Raw genomic sequence first — 16151 nt, 5'->3', positions numbered from 1 at the left:
TTGAGGTTTGTTCAAAATTTCGCTCTTTGGGCAAGACAAACCACTAGCATCATCTCTTTAGGCTAATTACACACAACTGAGAGAACAAATGACGCAGCGCAATAATTCTGCCCCTTATCGTTTGCATTACTTATGGCAGCAAGGTTTGACGAAAAAACGTTTTGCCTCAACCCTACCAGCCCAGAGCCTCTGCTGGCTGAGTAGCGTTAGCCTCCTCAGCGGCGGCTTCGTGTTTGCCCAAACGGAAACACAAATAGACAACATCGTTCCCACTGTTGAAAGTTCCCAACCAACAGCATTTACAAATCCAGTTAAAGCCTCGACTCCGCTCGGCTTAAAAAAGCAGACTGTTGCGCCCCAAGCCGCGCCAGCACAACCGGAATTTTCCCAACGGCGAGCCAGACTCAAACAAAGATTACGCCAGCCAGAGGTTGCTCAATCAAAAGAGCCAGTTAGGCAGTCTACACCCAAAATTGAAGCTGCTGAACCTGTTGTGATTATCAGACAGTCAAAGCCCAAGGTAGAAGCTTCCCAGGTTACTCCTACAAGGGTGAGACAGGAAAAACCCAATACTCCTGTTCGCTCTTTACCTGAAAAACTCCCAGAAGTTGCTCAACCATCAAACAACTCGAACAATACTGTTAGGGCAACGGCGGGGAAAACCAAGGATTATAATAACGCCTATATTGATCCTAATAGTTATGACAGTGGTGCAACAGGTACTTATCAAGCACCAAATTCTGTAATTCTCACAGAACGTTCTAGTGGTTGTAGAGCCATCTTGCCTTCAGGGCAAAGTGTATTAGGCGGCGTTTGCGCCAAAGTACCTCAAAGGAGTGTAGCTGATTCTAATGGTAAAGCAGCACCTAATTGGCTCAAAAGAAGTCAAAATGCCCAATTAGCAAACGTTCCACCCGTGCGGCAAGTTGCAACTACTGGCAACACCAGCAGATGGCGTGCTGCTCAAAGTGGTTCTAGCGGTGTCACTAAGAGCGGATTTCGCCCTAATCGGTTTATCCCCACTCCCGGCGAATTCAGCCCCACAACAGTGAGTGCAACTCCCATCGCACCCAGCGGCGGAACTTTACCACCACCAATGGCAGATGGCAACATTGCACCCCGCCCCAGCAACGTAGCTTATGACTTCTCACTAGCATCAGTATTGCCGCAAATTCCCTATACGGGGAGAGTTGCATATAGTGGTACGGGAATGATGTATCCCTTGTCTATTCCCGCTTCCATCACTTCTGTATTTGGTTGGCGAATTCATCCAATCACAGGTAATCAACGCTTCCATGCTGGTACAGACTTGGGTGCGCCTGCGGGTACACCAGTTTTAGCCGCTGCTGCTGGTCAAGTGGAGACTGCGAACTGGTTGGGCGGTTATGGTTTAACCGTTACCCTGAATCACAAATCGGCTCAACAAACCCTCTACGGTCATATGTCAGAAATCTTTGTTCAACCCGGTCAGTGGGTAGAGCCTGGAACTATGATTGGGCGAGTTGGCAGCACCGGCAACTCCACAGGCCCTCACCTGCACTTTGAAGTCCGTCATCTGTCACCAAATGGCTGGGTTGCTACTGACCCAGGCGTGCAGTTACAAAGCGGCCTCAGCCAGTTAGTACTAGGCTCACAAACTACTCAGGTAAGCCAGAAACCAGGCAGCTAGAAGAAGCAGGGGGCAGGGGGAGCAGGGGGAGCAGGGGAAGAATAACTAATGCTCCATGCCCAATGCCCAATGCCCAATGCCCCATGCCCAATTACAAATACCCGTGTTCTGCTAAGAATGCGGGTGTAATGCTATCTATACTAGTTTCATCAGTAGCTCTGGTGTTTGGGTTGCCAGAATAAAGGAATTTTTCGACGTATTTGCCCAGAATATCCCCTTCTAGATTCACCAAACTCCCCGGAACCAAGTAGCGAAGATTTGTCTCGGCATAAGTGAGGGGAATTACCGCCACTTTGAATTGGGATAGTTCTGGCTCATAAGCCGATACTGTGAGGCTGATGCCATTGACGGCAATGCTACCTTTGGAGACAATGTAACGTGCGATCGCATCAGATGCAATAAAGCTCATTTCCCAAGAACTAGCCGTTTGTTCTGCCACTAGCAATCGACCGATGCCGTCTACATGACCCATCACAAAATGACCGCCAACTTTGCCGCCCACCCTTAGCGACGCTTCTAAATTGACATATCTCTGTTGCGTTTGCTCGCCTCCCAAAGTCGTGCGGCGGAGAGTTTCTGGTGAAGCGGTGGCGATAAACCCGTCTTTTAAAACTTTTTCCACTGTCAGGCAAACACCATCTACTGCAACACTGTCACCATAAGCCAAATCTTGCATAATTACTTCACACGATTGGCTGACACAAGTAATTTGCCAAGAATCGCCCCCTAAGGGTTCCATCTTTCCTAATGCTTGGATTAATCCTGTAAACACGGCTTTTTTGTCAAACTATCTCTATTTATTGCCTAAATTTGGCTGAAATAAATTGGTAATTGTCACATAAATCTCGAACATCCAAGTATATTTTCTGACTTTTTTTCGTATAGGAATATTAACACATTAGCATCCTTCACAAGGCATACTTGGGTAAGAAGGTTATTGTCTAAGAAGACCAATTTGACTTACTCTGGTTTTCACCACAAGTTCGGAGTTTAATAGAAGCAATTATAGAGAACGAATGCTTATGTTTATTACTGTCGTCAAACCGCCCAAAAATGGGTACTATTTGTTACACAGCATCAAAGGTTCTCAAAGCATTGTAGAGGCCTAGCCAATGATTGAAATGAAAGTCGCTGGCATAGCATTAGATGCCATAACCCGCAGCCCGATCGTCCTTTTGAAAGATTCTTCAGATCGGCGGGCTTTGCCAATTTACATCGGTCAGGAACAGGCTAGGGCAATTATGGGCGCACTGGAGAATCAGAAGCCTCCCAGACCCTTAACCCACGACCTGATTGTGAATATTCTAGAGGCTTGGAACATGACTCTAGAAAAGGTAATTATTCATTCCCTGCAAAAGGATACATTTTATGCAGCTTTAATTGTCCAGCAAGGCGAAGTCAAAAAGGAAATTGACGCGCGTCCTAGCGATGCGATCGCCATTGCCCTCCGTACAAATACCCCCATCTGGGTAATGGAAGAAGTGATTGCCGATGCTTCTATCCCTGTTGACCGTGATGCAGATGAAGCCGAACAGCAAGCCTTCCGTGAATTTATTTCCAATCTCCGCCCCGAAGATTTGATTAAGCGCTTTGGTAATGGCGACAGCTAGACAATTTTAGATTTTGAATTTTGGATTTTAGATTCAAAGAAAAATCTAAAATCTAAAATCTAAAATCTAAAATCTAAAATTGAATCGGCTCCTAACTCTTTGTTAAAAATGCAATACCGACGCTTTGGGAAAACGAATCTGCGCCTCTCGGTTTTTTCTCTGGGAACAATGCGCTACTCGGCTGATTTTGATAATGCTCACCAAACCATCGAACAAGCCTTAGCGCTAGGAATTAATCATCTAGAAACCGCCAGAGGTTACGGCAAAAGCGAGGAGTATCTTGGTAGGGCGCTAAAAGCTGGGTTGTCAGTACCCCGAACGAAGTTTCACATCACTACCAAAATTTCACCCACAGCAGATGTTGACACCATGCGTCGGTGCATCGACGAATCCCTAGAACGATTACAGCTAGATTATTTAGATTGCTTAGGCGTTCATGGTTTGAACACTTGGCAACATTTAGAGTGGGTGCAAGCCAAAAATGGCTGTATGCAAGCCGTGGAAGAGGCTGTTGCTGATGGTCGAGTGCGACACGTTGGTTTTTCTACCCACGGGCCACTAGAAGTAATTCAGGCAGCAATTAATACAGATTTATTTGAATTTGTCAATCTGCATTATTACTATTTTTTTCAACGGCACGCAGCAGCGATTCAACTAGCTGCCGAAAAGGATATGGGCATTTTCATTATTTCCCCTGCTGACAAGGGAGGACGCCTGTATACGCCACCCCAAATCTTAAAAGACCTGTGTCAGCCGTATTCACCCTTAGAACTTAATTATCGATTTTTACTTGCTGATCACCGTATTACTACTTTGAGTGTAGGGCCAGCAAACCCAGAAGAATTAAGGGAACCTTTGCAAGTTGCTGACCATGATGGAGAGTTAACATCAGCAGAAATTTCTGCTTTCTGGCGTTTAGAAAATCAACAAAAACTTGCTTTAGAAACTGATAATTGTAGCCAGTGTTATGCTTGTTTACCCTGTCCAGAAAATATCAATATTCCAGAGATATTGCGATTACGAAATCTCGCAGTGGCATACGACATGAAAGATTACGGGCAATATCGTTACGGAATGTTTGAAAATGCTGGTCATTGGTTTCCTGGAATGAAAGGCGATCGCTGTACAGAATGCGGTGACTGTTTGCCTCGTTGTCCAGAAAATTTAGATATTCCAGCCTTATTGTCAGATACTCACCAAAAATTAAGTGGGAAAGCAGGTAGGAGATTGTGGGGTTGAAGGAGGCAGGAGGCAGGAGGTTTTACCTCAGTTGGGCTTGAGACCCGTTAATTAACAATTCAACAATTAAGTGATTTCTTGTCTTTAATTGCGAATTGCGTTAGCGGAGCGGGGCGTTAGCCCATTGCGAATTGACAATTGTTTTGGTCACCACCCAGTCACACACTCGTTATTCTGGCTCCCGAATTCTGAGTTCTTTCTTGGTAAAATTTATAAAGATTAAATAGAGTTAGGAAGATCCGCTGCACCTGGGGCATCTCGCGGAAAGTAAAGATGAAAATTAAAAAAAAAGAAATATCCTACGTCAATCACTAACGGTTTTCCGGTACAGTGGACGGGCTGTCAGCTTGGTATGGACTACTAGCCGATCACTGACTATTTTTCTGGCGAGTTTAACTTTAGTGGCTGGTCTTTTACCGGCGGCGATATCTTACATAAGCAAGTTAATCGTTGATGCAGTGGTATTTGCATCTCAAGTTAACTCAGACAGCAATGGTTTTGTCAATATTTATCCGTCTCTATTTTATGTAGGATTGGAAGCGATCGCTGTAATTCTACTAGCAGGCAGTCAGCGAGGAATCATCATTTGTCAGTCGTTATTACGGGCGCTAATGGGTCAGCGAGTGAATGTACTCATTTTAGAAAAGGCGCTGACACTGGATTTGAGACAGTTTGAAGACTCAGAATTTTATGACAAATTGACCAATGCCCGACGAGAAGCATCGGTTCGTCCCCTTTCTTTAGTAAACCGCACCTTTGGGCTGGTGCAAAATGCCCTTTCTCTGTTCACCTACGGTATTTTGCTAGTAAATTTCTCAGTTTGGGCGGTGGTGGTACTGGTTTTGGCTGCCATACCTGTATTTATTGCCGAAACGAAATTTGCTGGGGAAGGCTTTCGCTTATTTAGTTGGCGTGCAGCAGAAACTCGTCAACAGCACTACTTAGAAAATCTGCTAGCAAGAGAAGATTTTGTCACAGAAGTCAAACTCTACCAGTTGGGGGAGATGTTGCTAGGGCGTTATCGTAACCTGTTTCATCAACTTTATGGTGAAGACCGCGATTTGACTCTGCGGCGAGGGTTTTGGGGGTATCTGCTGAGTTTAGTTAGTACTGGTGCTTTTTACCTAGCTTATGCTTGGATTGTACTGGAAACAGTGCAAGGTAAGATTTCCTTGGGAGATATGACAATGTATCTGACTGTGTTTCGCCAAGGACAGTCTACTTTTTCCAATGCCCTCACTTCTATTGGAGGGATGTATGAAGACAACCTATATCTATCAAATCTCTACGATTTTCTGGAAGAGAAAGTACCAAAGTCTTGGGGTAAAGCAACCATTGGTTTAAATCCTCAAGATGGTATCCGTTTTGAGAACGTATCTTTTACTTATCCAGGAAGTTCCAAGCCAGCGTTGACAAACATTTCGCTGCATTTGAAACCCAGAGAGAAACTGGCAATTGTCGGTGAAAACGGTTCTGGTAAGACAACCTTAATTAAACTACTTACCCGACTATACACGCCAGACTCTGGGCGAATTTTCTTAGATGGCTTGGACTTGCAGGAATGGGATGTGGATGTGCTGCGGCGTCGGATTGGGGTAATTTTTCAGAACTTTGTCCGCTATCAATTTACTGTGGGTGAGAATATTGGTGTGGGCGATGTAGAACATCTCGAAAACAAAACTCAGTGGAAAACTGCTGCTGAAAAAGGCATGGCGCAATCTTTTATTGACCAATTACCCCAAAGCTTCCAGACTCAACTTGGTCGTTGGTTTAAGGGAGGACAGGAACTTTCTGGGGGACAGTGGCAGAAAATTGCCTTGTCTCGTGCATTTATGCGATCGCAAGCAGATATCTTGGTTTTAGATGAACCAACATCAGCAATAGATGCCCAAGCTGAGTTTGAGATTTTCAATCATTTTCGCGCTATTACTCAAAATCAGATGGTACTTTTGATTTCCCATCGCTTCTCAACGGTAAGAATGGCTGACAAAATCGTGGTTATAGAAAACGGGGAAGTTATAGAACAGGGAACTCACGAAGAGTTGTTACAGCTAGGAGGACGTTATGCCAAGTTGTTTCTGTTACAAGCAGCCGGTTATCAATAGGATGTGAGCTATTGTGTGGATTTAGATAGCGATGCCTACGGTGGGCTGCGCCTACGCTCACTGTGTAGAAAGCACATAACATCTCTATCTAACCACGTTAAACTGTTTAGTAAACATGGGTCACTAGACACTCCGTATCGTTAAACATTGCTACCTGATAAATTATGCAAATAACAAAACAGCGATACTATACTCCAGAAGAATATTTAGAGCTAGAAGAAGCTGCTGACTACAAGAGTGAATACATTGACGGGCAAATAATTCCTATGGCAGGTGGATCAGTAAATCATAATCGGATAGCTGGTAATTTCTATGCTGTATTAAACTTCGCGTTCAGACAACAAGAATACGAAGTGTTTAATAGCGATATGCGTCTGTGGATACACCAAAAGCGTATCTACACGTATCCAGATGTGACAGTAATAGCGGGTGAACCAGAATTTTTCAACAACCGTACAGATATTATTACAAATCCCCAAGTTATTGTTGAGGTTTTGTCTAAATCTACTAAAAACTATGATCGCGAAGATAAATTTCAGGCTTACCGAACTATTTCCACTTTCCAAGAATATCTGTTAATTGACCAAACTAAGATTCATGTAGATCAATTTTCTAAAACTGGGAAAAAGCAATGGGCGCTTCGTGAATATGATGAAGAAGATGAAGCGATCGCACTTGTAACCGTACCCTTTGAGATTTCCTTACAAGATTTATATAATAAGGTGAAGTTTGAGCCTGTTGAGTCGGAAGCGGAAAGTACTGATGTTGAAGGATTGGGGTAAGGTGCGTTCACCCTACTTGTACAGAGCATCTTAAAAAGATTTAAGCTACTTTTAACGGTTTCTGAGGAAAAGTAATTGCCTCTGGAAGAGGTTTTCCTTGTTCTCCATACCATTCAATTAGAGATTCAATCACTTCATGTCCATGTTTAGCGGCTTCTTAATAAGTCTTACCATGAGTGTGAAATTGCTGCCAAGGGAATTCCGGTAAGTGTACTAAGTAGCAATTGTCTTCATCTGACCATTGAATTACCATACTGTAGCGATCGTTCATTCTTCCTCTCAGTATTGCTTCAAAAAACAAATTACAGCTAGAGCTTTCTAGTAAAAATAGATTTAATTTTTGAATCCTCAAATCCTAGCTGCTTAACTAAGCATATTTCCAGTAAAATTTTCAATTTTTTACTTAAATTAAAAAGTTCCTGACCTTTAACAACATATCTGGAATCCGATTGTTTATTATCTGAATTAGATGACAAATGAGTTAAACTACCTCTTGTATCTCTGACTTGTTTGCTAAATGAATTTTTTTCATCTTCAGTTTGAAAAAATCTATCTGGTATACATTCCTGATACACATTTATTAAATCTTCTAATCTTTCTTTCAAAGAATATTCATTCAGATAGGTTAACTTTTTCTTCATTGATTTTATAAAGTTAGCAATCATTTCTTGAAAAATTGGAAATTCTGGTAGACTATAGTCACTCAACTTTGAAGGAATGCTATCACTTAAAGCTGGAATAACAACATTTTTATAAGTTTTCTCATCTATATATATTCCATCGTGAGAAGTTCTATGAAAGGCTTCTATTGCCTGAGCCATACTTAAGAAAAAATCATTAATATGTCGTCTAGGTATGTATGTTAGACGCAGGTACAAATCAAGAATTGGTTCTATCTTTACTCTATTTAATTCCCAGTATTCTAAAATTTCAGATGACATATCTTTGATATCATCAAAATAAAATAACACTTTTCTTCTATCTAATTCATTTTCTTCTATTTTACTTTCTGAAACTTGGTAATAAATATCAATAGGAATTAATTTCTCTTTTTCTTCTTCAATAGCCTTAATTTCATCACCAAATTGGTGAAGTTCAAAACCTAAGCTACTCTTAGCTACTTTTTCAGGTTGTATTAAACCTAATATTATAGACATCCTTATGTCTTCAGGAATTATTTTTTCTTTTTCAATAGTTATAATACTTGTTCTTATTTCATAAGGGTATATCATCTGTCCTGATGCAAAAATTAATAAATCTTGAATAAGATTTATTACATATATAAAATCTTTTAGACTTCTTTTTTCATCAGAACGAATAACTATTGAATTATTTATTTTTAGATTAACTTCCTTAAACTTCTTTCCAAAAAACTTTATTAATTCTATATTTTGCACATTAGGCTGTTGTCCACGTATAAAGATCGAAAAATTTGATAATTTTCCAAGTTCAATAGGCTCTAGAATTTCCTGCTTAACTTTTAATTCTTGAACTTGAGTATTATCTGGATTCATTTTGTATTCGATTTTAAAATTAGATATATCTACCCAATCCTCTAAAAACGTATATTTGACTGAAATACCATGCAAAGTAATGTCATCAAATGATTTGAAGTGATGACCACGTAATATATAGCTTGGATAAATTTCACTTGTTGGTATTCCTGTCTTGAAATTGAAAGGCTGAAAAGACTCACAGAGCGTTACTTGTTCGCCGGTGACAAGATAACCATGTATGATAGGAAATTTAATGTCAGTTTGAATCTTACCTTCAACATCAATTTCTTGTAAGCGTTCCAAGATGTCTTGGAGTTGACCAAATAAATATAATTTTGGTGGTTTGTCAGGAGAGAATGTAAGACGACCAAATATTTCTCTATCTTGAGCATCTGGAAGAAACCAAACACCATCTTCTTCAAAACCTTTCATTCTCTTTCTCTCTTCAACACTTAAATAAATACTTGTGTTTATTATAACAACATAGATTTATGGTAGTGCAAAAAGCGCGATCGCACCCTTCCCTCATTTCCCCACCAACTTAGATAAAATCACTATGGTGCTACTTAACCCTAAGTCTAATGAAAAGCGATCGCTCCCCTTCCCAACTCTCCCTTCAACGTCCCGAACTACTCGCGCCAGCAGGTAACTGGGAATGTGCTAAAGCTGCTGTGGAAAATGGGGCAGATGCGATTTATTTCGGTTTGGATCGCTTCAACGCCAGAATGCGGGCAGAAAATTTTACTGAGGCGGACTTACCTCAATTGATGACATTTCTGCATCAGCGCGGCGTAAAAGGTTATGTCACTGTCAATACACTAATATTTCCCAAAGAACTAGCAGAAGCACAGCAATATCTCCGCACAATTATTGCAGCAGGTGTGGATGCGGTGATTGTCCAAGATATTGGTATATGCCGTCTCATCCGTCACCTGTCGCCTGATTTTCCCATCCATGCTTCCACCCAAATGACCATCACCAGTGCCGCTGGGGTGGAATTTGCCAAGTCTCTCGGCTGTCAATTAGTGGTGCTGGCGCGTGAATGTTCTCTTCAGGAAATCAATAAAATTCAGCAGCAGATTGCCCTACAGGAAACTTCGCTGCCTTTGGAAGTCTTTGTTCACGGTGCTTTGTGTGTGGCGTATTCCGGTCAGTGTTTGACTAGTGAGGCTTTAGGCGGACGTTCTGCCAATCGAGGTGAATGTGCCCAAGCTTGTCGGATGCCCTACGATTTAATCGCTGATGGGCAAGTTGTAAATTTAAAAGAACGCAAATATTTACTCAGTCCTCAAGACCTAGCAGGGTTGGATGTTTTGCCAGATTTGGTGAAATCAGGAGTAACTTGTCTCAAGATTGAAGGTCGTTTGAAAGCTCCAGAATATGTTGCCAATGTCACCCGTGTTTATCGGCAAGCTTTGGATCGGGTGATGGAGGAATTGGAAAGACCTAACCCCCTAACCCCCTTCCCTACAAGGGAAGGGGGAATAAAAACTCCCCTCTCCGTTTCGGAGAGGGGTTGGGGGAGAGGTCAGACAGATCAAGAACACTACAACCTAGAGATGGCATTTTCTCGCGGACTCTACACGGGTTGGTTTGGCGGGATTAATAATCAGGAACTAGTTCACGCCCGGTTTGGTAAAAAACGTGGGGTTTATTTAGGTGAAGTCAGCCGCATTCACAACGAACAGGTAACAGTCAAATTGGAAGCGCCTGTAAAACCAGGGGATGGAATTGTGTTTGACTGTGGTCATCCAGAGGCGAAGGAAGAAGGTGGCCGGGTTTATGCTGTGGTATCCAAAGGTAATGAAACCATGCTGTCCTTTGGTCGAAATGACTTGAATCTGCGTCGAGTGCATATAGGCGATCGCATTTGGAAAACCAGTGATCCAGAATTAGATAAGCAACTACGTCAGAGTTTCGCTGGCGAGAATCCCCAATTTCAGCGTCCGATTGACTTGGAGGTTTATGGAGAAGTTGGTCAGGCGTTGATTGCGATCGCTCGTGATCAACTTGGTAATATTGTACAGGTAGAGTCCGCAATTTCACTAGTTGAAGCGCACACCAAACCCCTAGATACAGACCGTTTACAAGAACAATTTGGTCGTCTCGGTAACACCCCTTTCTGTTTGGGAACGCTAACTAACCACCTCAGTCGTACTTTTATGCTACCCGTAAGTGAGTTGAACCGGATGCGGCGGGAAATCGTGACGCAGTTGGAAGAATTGCGAAGTCAACCCAAACGCTGGCAATTACATTCTGATGTCTCCTTCCAAGACCTACTTCCCTCCTCATCTCCCCTATCCCCCACCCTGCGGGAAGCTAAAGCTACATCTCCCTCACTCATTGTCCTAGTACGAAACCTCAAACAACTCCAAGCCGCCCTCAAAGCTGGTGTTGAAACACTGTACTGTGAATTTGAAGACCCCCGTGCCTACCGAGAAGCGGTGCAGCTAGTAGAGAAACACAGGCAAGAATCCCCACTTCCCACAATCTGGGTTGCACCACCCCGAATTACTAAACCGGGGGAAAATTGGATTTTGCAGCAGGTACGTGCCTGTAAGGCTGATGGTTATCTGGTACGAAACTATGACCAATTGCAATTCTTTGCAGCAGACCGTTGCATTGGAGATTTTTCACTCAACGTTGCTAATCCCTTAACAGCAGACTACTTTCAGCAACGCTTTGGTTTAGAACGGCTGACGGCATCCTATGACCTGAATATTACCCAACTGCAAGACATACTTAACAGTTGTCCACCCCAGTGGTTTGAGGTGACAATCCATCAACACATGCCCATGTTCCACATGGAACATTGTGTATTTTGTGCCTTTTTATCAACGGGTACTGACTATACAAACTGTGGACGACCTTGTGATAAGCAGGAAGTGAAATTAAAAGACCGTGTAGGTAGCGAACACGTTCTCAAAGCAGATGTAGGTTGCCGCAATACTGTATTTAACGGCACTGCTCAAACGGGAGCCGAGTACGTACAGCGTCTTATAGAACTGGAATTACGTCACTTTCGTATCGAGTTTGTGAATGAAACGCCAGAGCAAGTGAGTAAAACAATACATTGTTATAGTCAATTATTGCGAGGTGAGATTACAGGTTCCCAACTATGGCGAGAGTTGAAGTTGCAAAATCAATTAGGCGTAACTCGTGGCCCTATGGGAGTGTCTGCATTGCGGTCATAATTGATTTTCTGAACGCCCAGCTTGAAAAATCTGTTCGGCGGTCAAGTTTAATTCTGGGAATGTAGGGGATATGATGCGATCATTTCCTCGAAACAGATTAACTTGATATTCACCATCCACCAAATAGTAAACGGAAACAGTCGGTTGTTTGGGATTACCTATATACCTTCTACCGCCCAAAGCTAAATAGTCAACAATCCAGTATTCAGGAACGCCAAAAGTTTCGTAGTCAACCAGTTTGGATGCATAATCATCCCTCCAATTAGTGCTGACGACTTCAATAACTAAGGGAACCGATGCAGCTTGAGTAACCGTTGAAGACTTTTTCCACATCGGTTCTGCTGAAAGATTCTTTTGATTTATGACTATCACATCAGGCGAATAACCTGATTCTTTATCGGGAATCTTAACTAGTGCTTGCTTGGGTATAAGGTAGGAGAGTTTTAATCGTTTGAACTCTAAAGTTACTTCGCCAGCTAAAAAACCATTAATCTCTTCATGATCTCCTAGTGGATGCATTTCAACAATTACCCCATCGTGTAGTTCATAGCATCCGCCATCTGGCTTCCAATTGAGGAATTCTTCAAAAGCGATCGTTTTTGGTAAGGCTTGAAACATCACACTTACTCCTGATGATGATTCAGAGTTTAGCAAATTACTTGGTATCACATCACTGAGGAGAATCGCTATGATAATCAGATAGGCGTGATTGTAGTCAATGAATGTCATGGAAATAAAAAATATCAAAGAAGAAGCACGATGACTAATTGACAAATTGCCAGAAAATTTTACATGGGATGATTTAATGTATGAAATCTATGTAAGACAAGCAATAGAAGCGGGATTAAGTGATAGTGAACCGGGAAGAGTTGTTTCTGTTGAAGTAGTACGTGCAAAATCTGGATTGCAACCGTGAAAGTTTTTTGGACAGAAACAGCCGTTAATCATTTATTCTCTATTTATACCTAGCACTCAAATGACGAGGCAATGAGAATATGGTGAAGTTAAGTTGATAGGAACTGTCGATGCAGTCGTTTGAACCAGGCTTTATCGAACGCCAGCCAATTACTCAAAATCTACTGCGTACCGTCCGGCTTATTGGTGAGTACAAAGGCAAGCAGGAGTTATTCAAAGAACAGTCGCCCCAAGTTTTGGAGACACTACGTCAAGCCGCGATTATTCAAAGCACCGAGTCTTCCAACCGTATAGAAGGCATCACAGCGCCCCTGGAACGCATCAAGGACAGCATAGCTTGTTGCCGTGGTGGGAGTATTTTCTGGGTGTGGTAGTGCTGTCGGCGTACCGGGAGTTCGAGCAGCGAGTTGGGTTAGTCAGTTCGGTCAAGGGTGCTAAAACAGCTATGGTGCTAGATGCTATTGGCAATATCGCTTACGATTTTTCTATCAAGGATTTACAGGAACGATGTCCCACGGTGGGAATTGACCTAATTCGCCGCATCCTACGTCAGGAGCGTACCTCCGGGCGGCTGGAATGTTTGGGGCGAGGCCCAGATGCGCGTTGGCGCAAGAAATAGGTACTGTACCTATTAAATAGGTACTGTCAACCCATTTAGTACCTATTTGTTGGAAAATTCAGTTTGGAGTTGAATCACTTGACCTCAGCTCCCCGACTTCTTGAAAAAGTCGAGGATCTAAATCGACATAAAACCTCGCTAGATAAAGCTAAAACGAGTAATCAGGAAGATTTTACAAAATTTTGTATCTATTTTGGTAACAACGTCAATTCAGGTGAATGAACGTTATAAACTCAACCTTGGAATCAGAAAGAGATTCCTAAAACCATTGAACATTGAACAGTTATCAGCCGTATGGCAGGGGATTTAAACCCACTACCAAAGCGTTCCACTTTCTTTGTTGGGGACTTGAACCCAAAGAACAAAATTGATAACTAAGTAACTGTTAAATAATTCAGCCATAAACATCTAAAACCAAGTAACTAATAGGTTATCAAGGCTTCAGCATGAACAAAAACGCTAAGTTTCAGCGCAATTTTTGCTGCTCATTTTCTCGTGTTTCTCGTTACAGTTTAATTGGATTGCTGGGTGTGATTTTGCTGTCTGATGCGGTGGGTGCAAAGGTTGGTGATTTACAGAACTATTCCCCAAAGACATTGCCAGAAATTTTATTAGATAAATATCGAGATAATTTCCTAGATTTAGAAGCTGTAGATAAGCGATTTTTACTGAAAAGCTATCAGAATCAAAGAGAAATATATCTTGCACAGCAATCAGCGCCTACCCCATCAATTCCTTTGAATACAGAGCAACAAAAGTTATACCAACAGGGTGTAAAGCTAGTTGAAGAAGCGCAGGAATCAAAGAAAAAGGCGACTAGAGAAGGATATGAGCAGGCGATAAAGAAATATCAACAAGCGTTGAAAATTGTCCAAGAATTAGGATTGCGTACAGAAGAAGCTGAAATAAACCTAGAAATTGGTGTAATTTATTCTATTTCCTCAGAAAATTTAGAAGCACTCAAGTATTTCAACCAACTTCTAAATATTTCCCGTGAGTTCAAACTTCCTGTACTTGAAGCATCTGCATTAACACTTATTGCTCAAGCTTACACTAGGACTGGTAAAGCGCGAGAAGCCCTAACTCTTTTGAACCAAGCGGAGTCAATTTTTCGGGCAGAAAAAAAAATTGATGCTGTAGCTTTAGTGTTGATATCTATAGCTAGCACACACACTGGATTAGGTGAGATACCCCAGACTCTTGAATCGCTAAATCAAGCGTTACGAATTTACCGTGATACATTAAAGGATTTGCCACAACAAGCCACAGTTTTGAATCAGATTGGCTTCAGCTATTCGCAAATGGGCGAACCTAAAACCGCTTTAATATACTATGAGCAAGCTCTAGAGATTCAGCAGAAAAGGCAAGATTTATTGCCAGCACAAGCAGAAACATTGAGAAATATTGGCTCTCTGCATCATCAATTAGGTAAACATAAAGAGGCTCTTGATTATTTAAATAAAGCCAGAAAAATTCAACAGACACAAGATTTATTAATGGCGGAAGGTTTAACCATTCAAACCATTGCTGATATTTACACATCACAAGGAGATTATCAAGGAGCAATAGAACATCATAAACAAGCAATCATTCTCTTTAAAAAAGGAGGTAATACAGCTTTAAAGTCCCTGGGTATTCAACGTATTATCAGCATATATAAGAATTATATTGGTGATAATCACAAAGCATTAGAATTTGTAAAGGAAGCACTCGATCTTGATAAGAATGTTACTGGAGACATAGAAAGATATGCCGTAACTCTTAACGAAAAATCTGACATCCATAAATCACAGGGAGATTATCAGCAGGCTTTAGAAATTTATAATGAAGCATTAGATATTGCACGTTCAACAAATAATAAAAATCTAGAAGCTCGTACTCTTAGCAATATGGCATCTCTTTACGAGCTATTAGGTGACTATAACTTAAGTATTAAAAATTACAAACAGGCACTACATATATATAGACAAATACCAGATAAGCCATTTGAGCTTATCCTTCTTCCTTTAATTGGTAACTTGTATATGACAAAGGAAGACTATCCCGAAGCTATTAAATATCACAATCAAGTCTTGTCATTGTCACGAGAACAAAATAATTATCAATTTGAAATCACGGGACTTATGGGTTTAGCAAGAATTTACGAGTTACGGAAGGATTTTCCCAATGCCTTAAAAAATGCTGAAACTATATTATCTTTGTCACAAAAACTTGAAAATAAATATTTAGAAGCTGGCGCTCTCAGCTTGATTGGTATTATTAATCGGACAAAAGGTGATTATAAACAAGCATTAACTAATCACCAAAAGACTTTATCGCAGTACCGCCAATTGGGAGTTCGTAGATTAGAAGCTCAAACTCTCAACAATATTAGTGTCACTTACGCCTTATCAAAACAGTATCAGCAGGCGATAGATGCGCTGAATGAAGAGTTAAAGCTGCGACAAGATTTAAAAGATCGCACAGGAGAAGCACAGGCACTTTACCAAATCGCCATTAACCAACACAATCTCGACAATCTC

11 protein-coding genes and 2 pseudogenes are annotated in these 16151 nt (G+C 41.5%); 9 read left to right on the top strand and 4 right to left on the bottom strand.

Annotated elements, in window-relative coordinates; translation table 11 throughout:
- Nucleotides 1-88 precede the first annotated feature (88 nt).
- Nucleotides 89-1669 (top strand): M23 family metallopeptidase, encoded by a 1581-nt coding sequence (locus tag RRG12_RS14620; protein WP_420759791.1) that lies wholly within the window; start codon nt 89-91, stop codon nt 1667-1669.
- A gap of 91 nt (nt 1670-1760) precedes the next feature.
- On the opposite strand, the gene RRG12_RS14615 is transcribed toward RRG12_RS14620, so the two are convergent.
- Entirely contained in the window at nt 1761-2441 is a 681-nt protein-coding gene (locus tag RRG12_RS14615; protein ID WP_420759790.1) for a riboflavin synthase, read from the bottom strand.
- Between the two features lie 340 nt (nt 2442-2781).
- Between RRG12_RS14615 and RRG12_RS14610 the strand changes: the two genes are divergently transcribed.
- The 4 genes from RRG12_RS14610 (at nt 2782) to RRG12_RS14595 (ending at nt 7405) form a co-directional block, all read left to right on the top strand.
- Complete coding sequence (locus RRG12_RS14610; RefSeq protein ID WP_069072850.1) at nt 2782-3279, top strand: bifunctional nuclease family protein; 498 nt, start codon at nt 2782-2784, stop codon at nt 3277-3279.
- A 108-nt stretch (nt 3280-3387) separates the two neighbouring features.
- Complete coding sequence (locus RRG12_RS14605) at nt 3388-4518, top strand: aldo/keto reductase (RefSeq protein WP_420759789.1); 1131 nt, start codon at nt 3388-3390, stop codon at nt 4516-4518.
- A 296-nt stretch (nt 4519-4814) separates the two neighbouring features.
- Entirely contained in the window at nt 4815-6623 is a 1809-nt protein-coding gene (locus RRG12_RS14600; RefSeq protein ID WP_420759813.1) for an ABC transporter ATP-binding protein, read from the top strand.
- A gap of 164 nt (nt 6624-6787) precedes the next feature.
- The gene (locus tag RRG12_RS14595; protein WP_420759788.1) at nt 6788-7405 is read left to right on the top strand and encodes a Uma2 family endonuclease; all 618 of its coding nucleotides are present in this window, start codon (nt 6788-6790) and stop codon (nt 7403-7405) included.
- Nucleotides 7406-7445: 40 nt separating this feature from the next.
- On the opposite strand, the pseudogene RRG12_RS14590 reads toward RRG12_RS14595, so the two are convergent.
- A pseudogene (locus tag RRG12_RS14590) lies at nt 7446-7676 on the bottom strand (type II toxin-antitoxin system HicB family antitoxin).
- 37 nt (nt 7677-7713) lie between these two features.
- Entirely contained in the window at nt 7714-9333 is a 1620-nt protein-coding gene (locus RRG12_RS14585) for a HEPN domain-containing protein (protein ID WP_420759787.1), read from the bottom strand.
- A gap of 149 nt (nt 9334-9482) precedes the next feature.
- Between RRG12_RS14585 and RRG12_RS14580 the strand changes: the two genes are divergently transcribed.
- Entirely contained in the window at nt 9483-12095 is a 2613-nt protein-coding gene (locus tag RRG12_RS14580) for a DUF3656 domain-containing U32 family peptidase (RefSeq protein WP_420759786.1), read from the top strand.
- On the opposite strand, the gene RRG12_RS14575 is transcribed toward RRG12_RS14580, so the two are convergent.
- Nucleotides 12090-12713: a Uma2 family endonuclease gene (locus tag RRG12_RS14575; RefSeq protein ID WP_420759812.1), complete on the bottom strand. Its 624-nt coding sequence runs from the start codon at nt 12711-12713 to the stop codon at nt 12090-12092. The two genes, RRG12_RS14580 and RRG12_RS14575, sit on opposite strands and share 6 nt — an antisense overlap.
- Before the next feature lie 407 nt (nt 12714-13120).
- On the opposite strand from RRG12_RS14575, the gene RRG12_RS14570 reads away from it, so the two are divergent.
- From RRG12_RS14570 to RRG12_RS14560, 3 genes and pseudogenes are all read left to right on the top strand, one after another.
- Nucleotides 13121-13384 carry a hypothetical protein gene (locus RRG12_RS14570; protein ID WP_420759785.1) on the top strand — a complete coding sequence of 88 codons (264 nt, stop codon included), beginning with the start codon at nt 13121-13123 and terminating at the stop codon, nt 13382-13384.
- Complete coding sequence (locus tag RRG12_RS14565; RefSeq protein ID WP_420759784.1) at nt 13384-13629, top strand: hypothetical protein; 246 nt, start codon at nt 13384-13386, stop codon at nt 13627-13629. Before RRG12_RS14570 ends, RRG12_RS14565 begins: the two co-directional genes overlap by 1 nt.
- Nucleotides 13630-14075: 446 nt before the next feature.
- Nucleotides 14076-16064: pseudogene (locus tag RRG12_RS14560) on the top strand (tetratricopeptide repeat protein); the annotation flags it as partial.
- Between the last annotated feature and the right edge of the window lie 87 nt (nt 16065-16151).

Source organism: Nostoc sp. CALU 546 (assembly GCF_048836525.1).
Note: the sequence above shows the minus strand (reverse complement) of the source record. Positions and strands in the feature narration are given on the sequence as shown.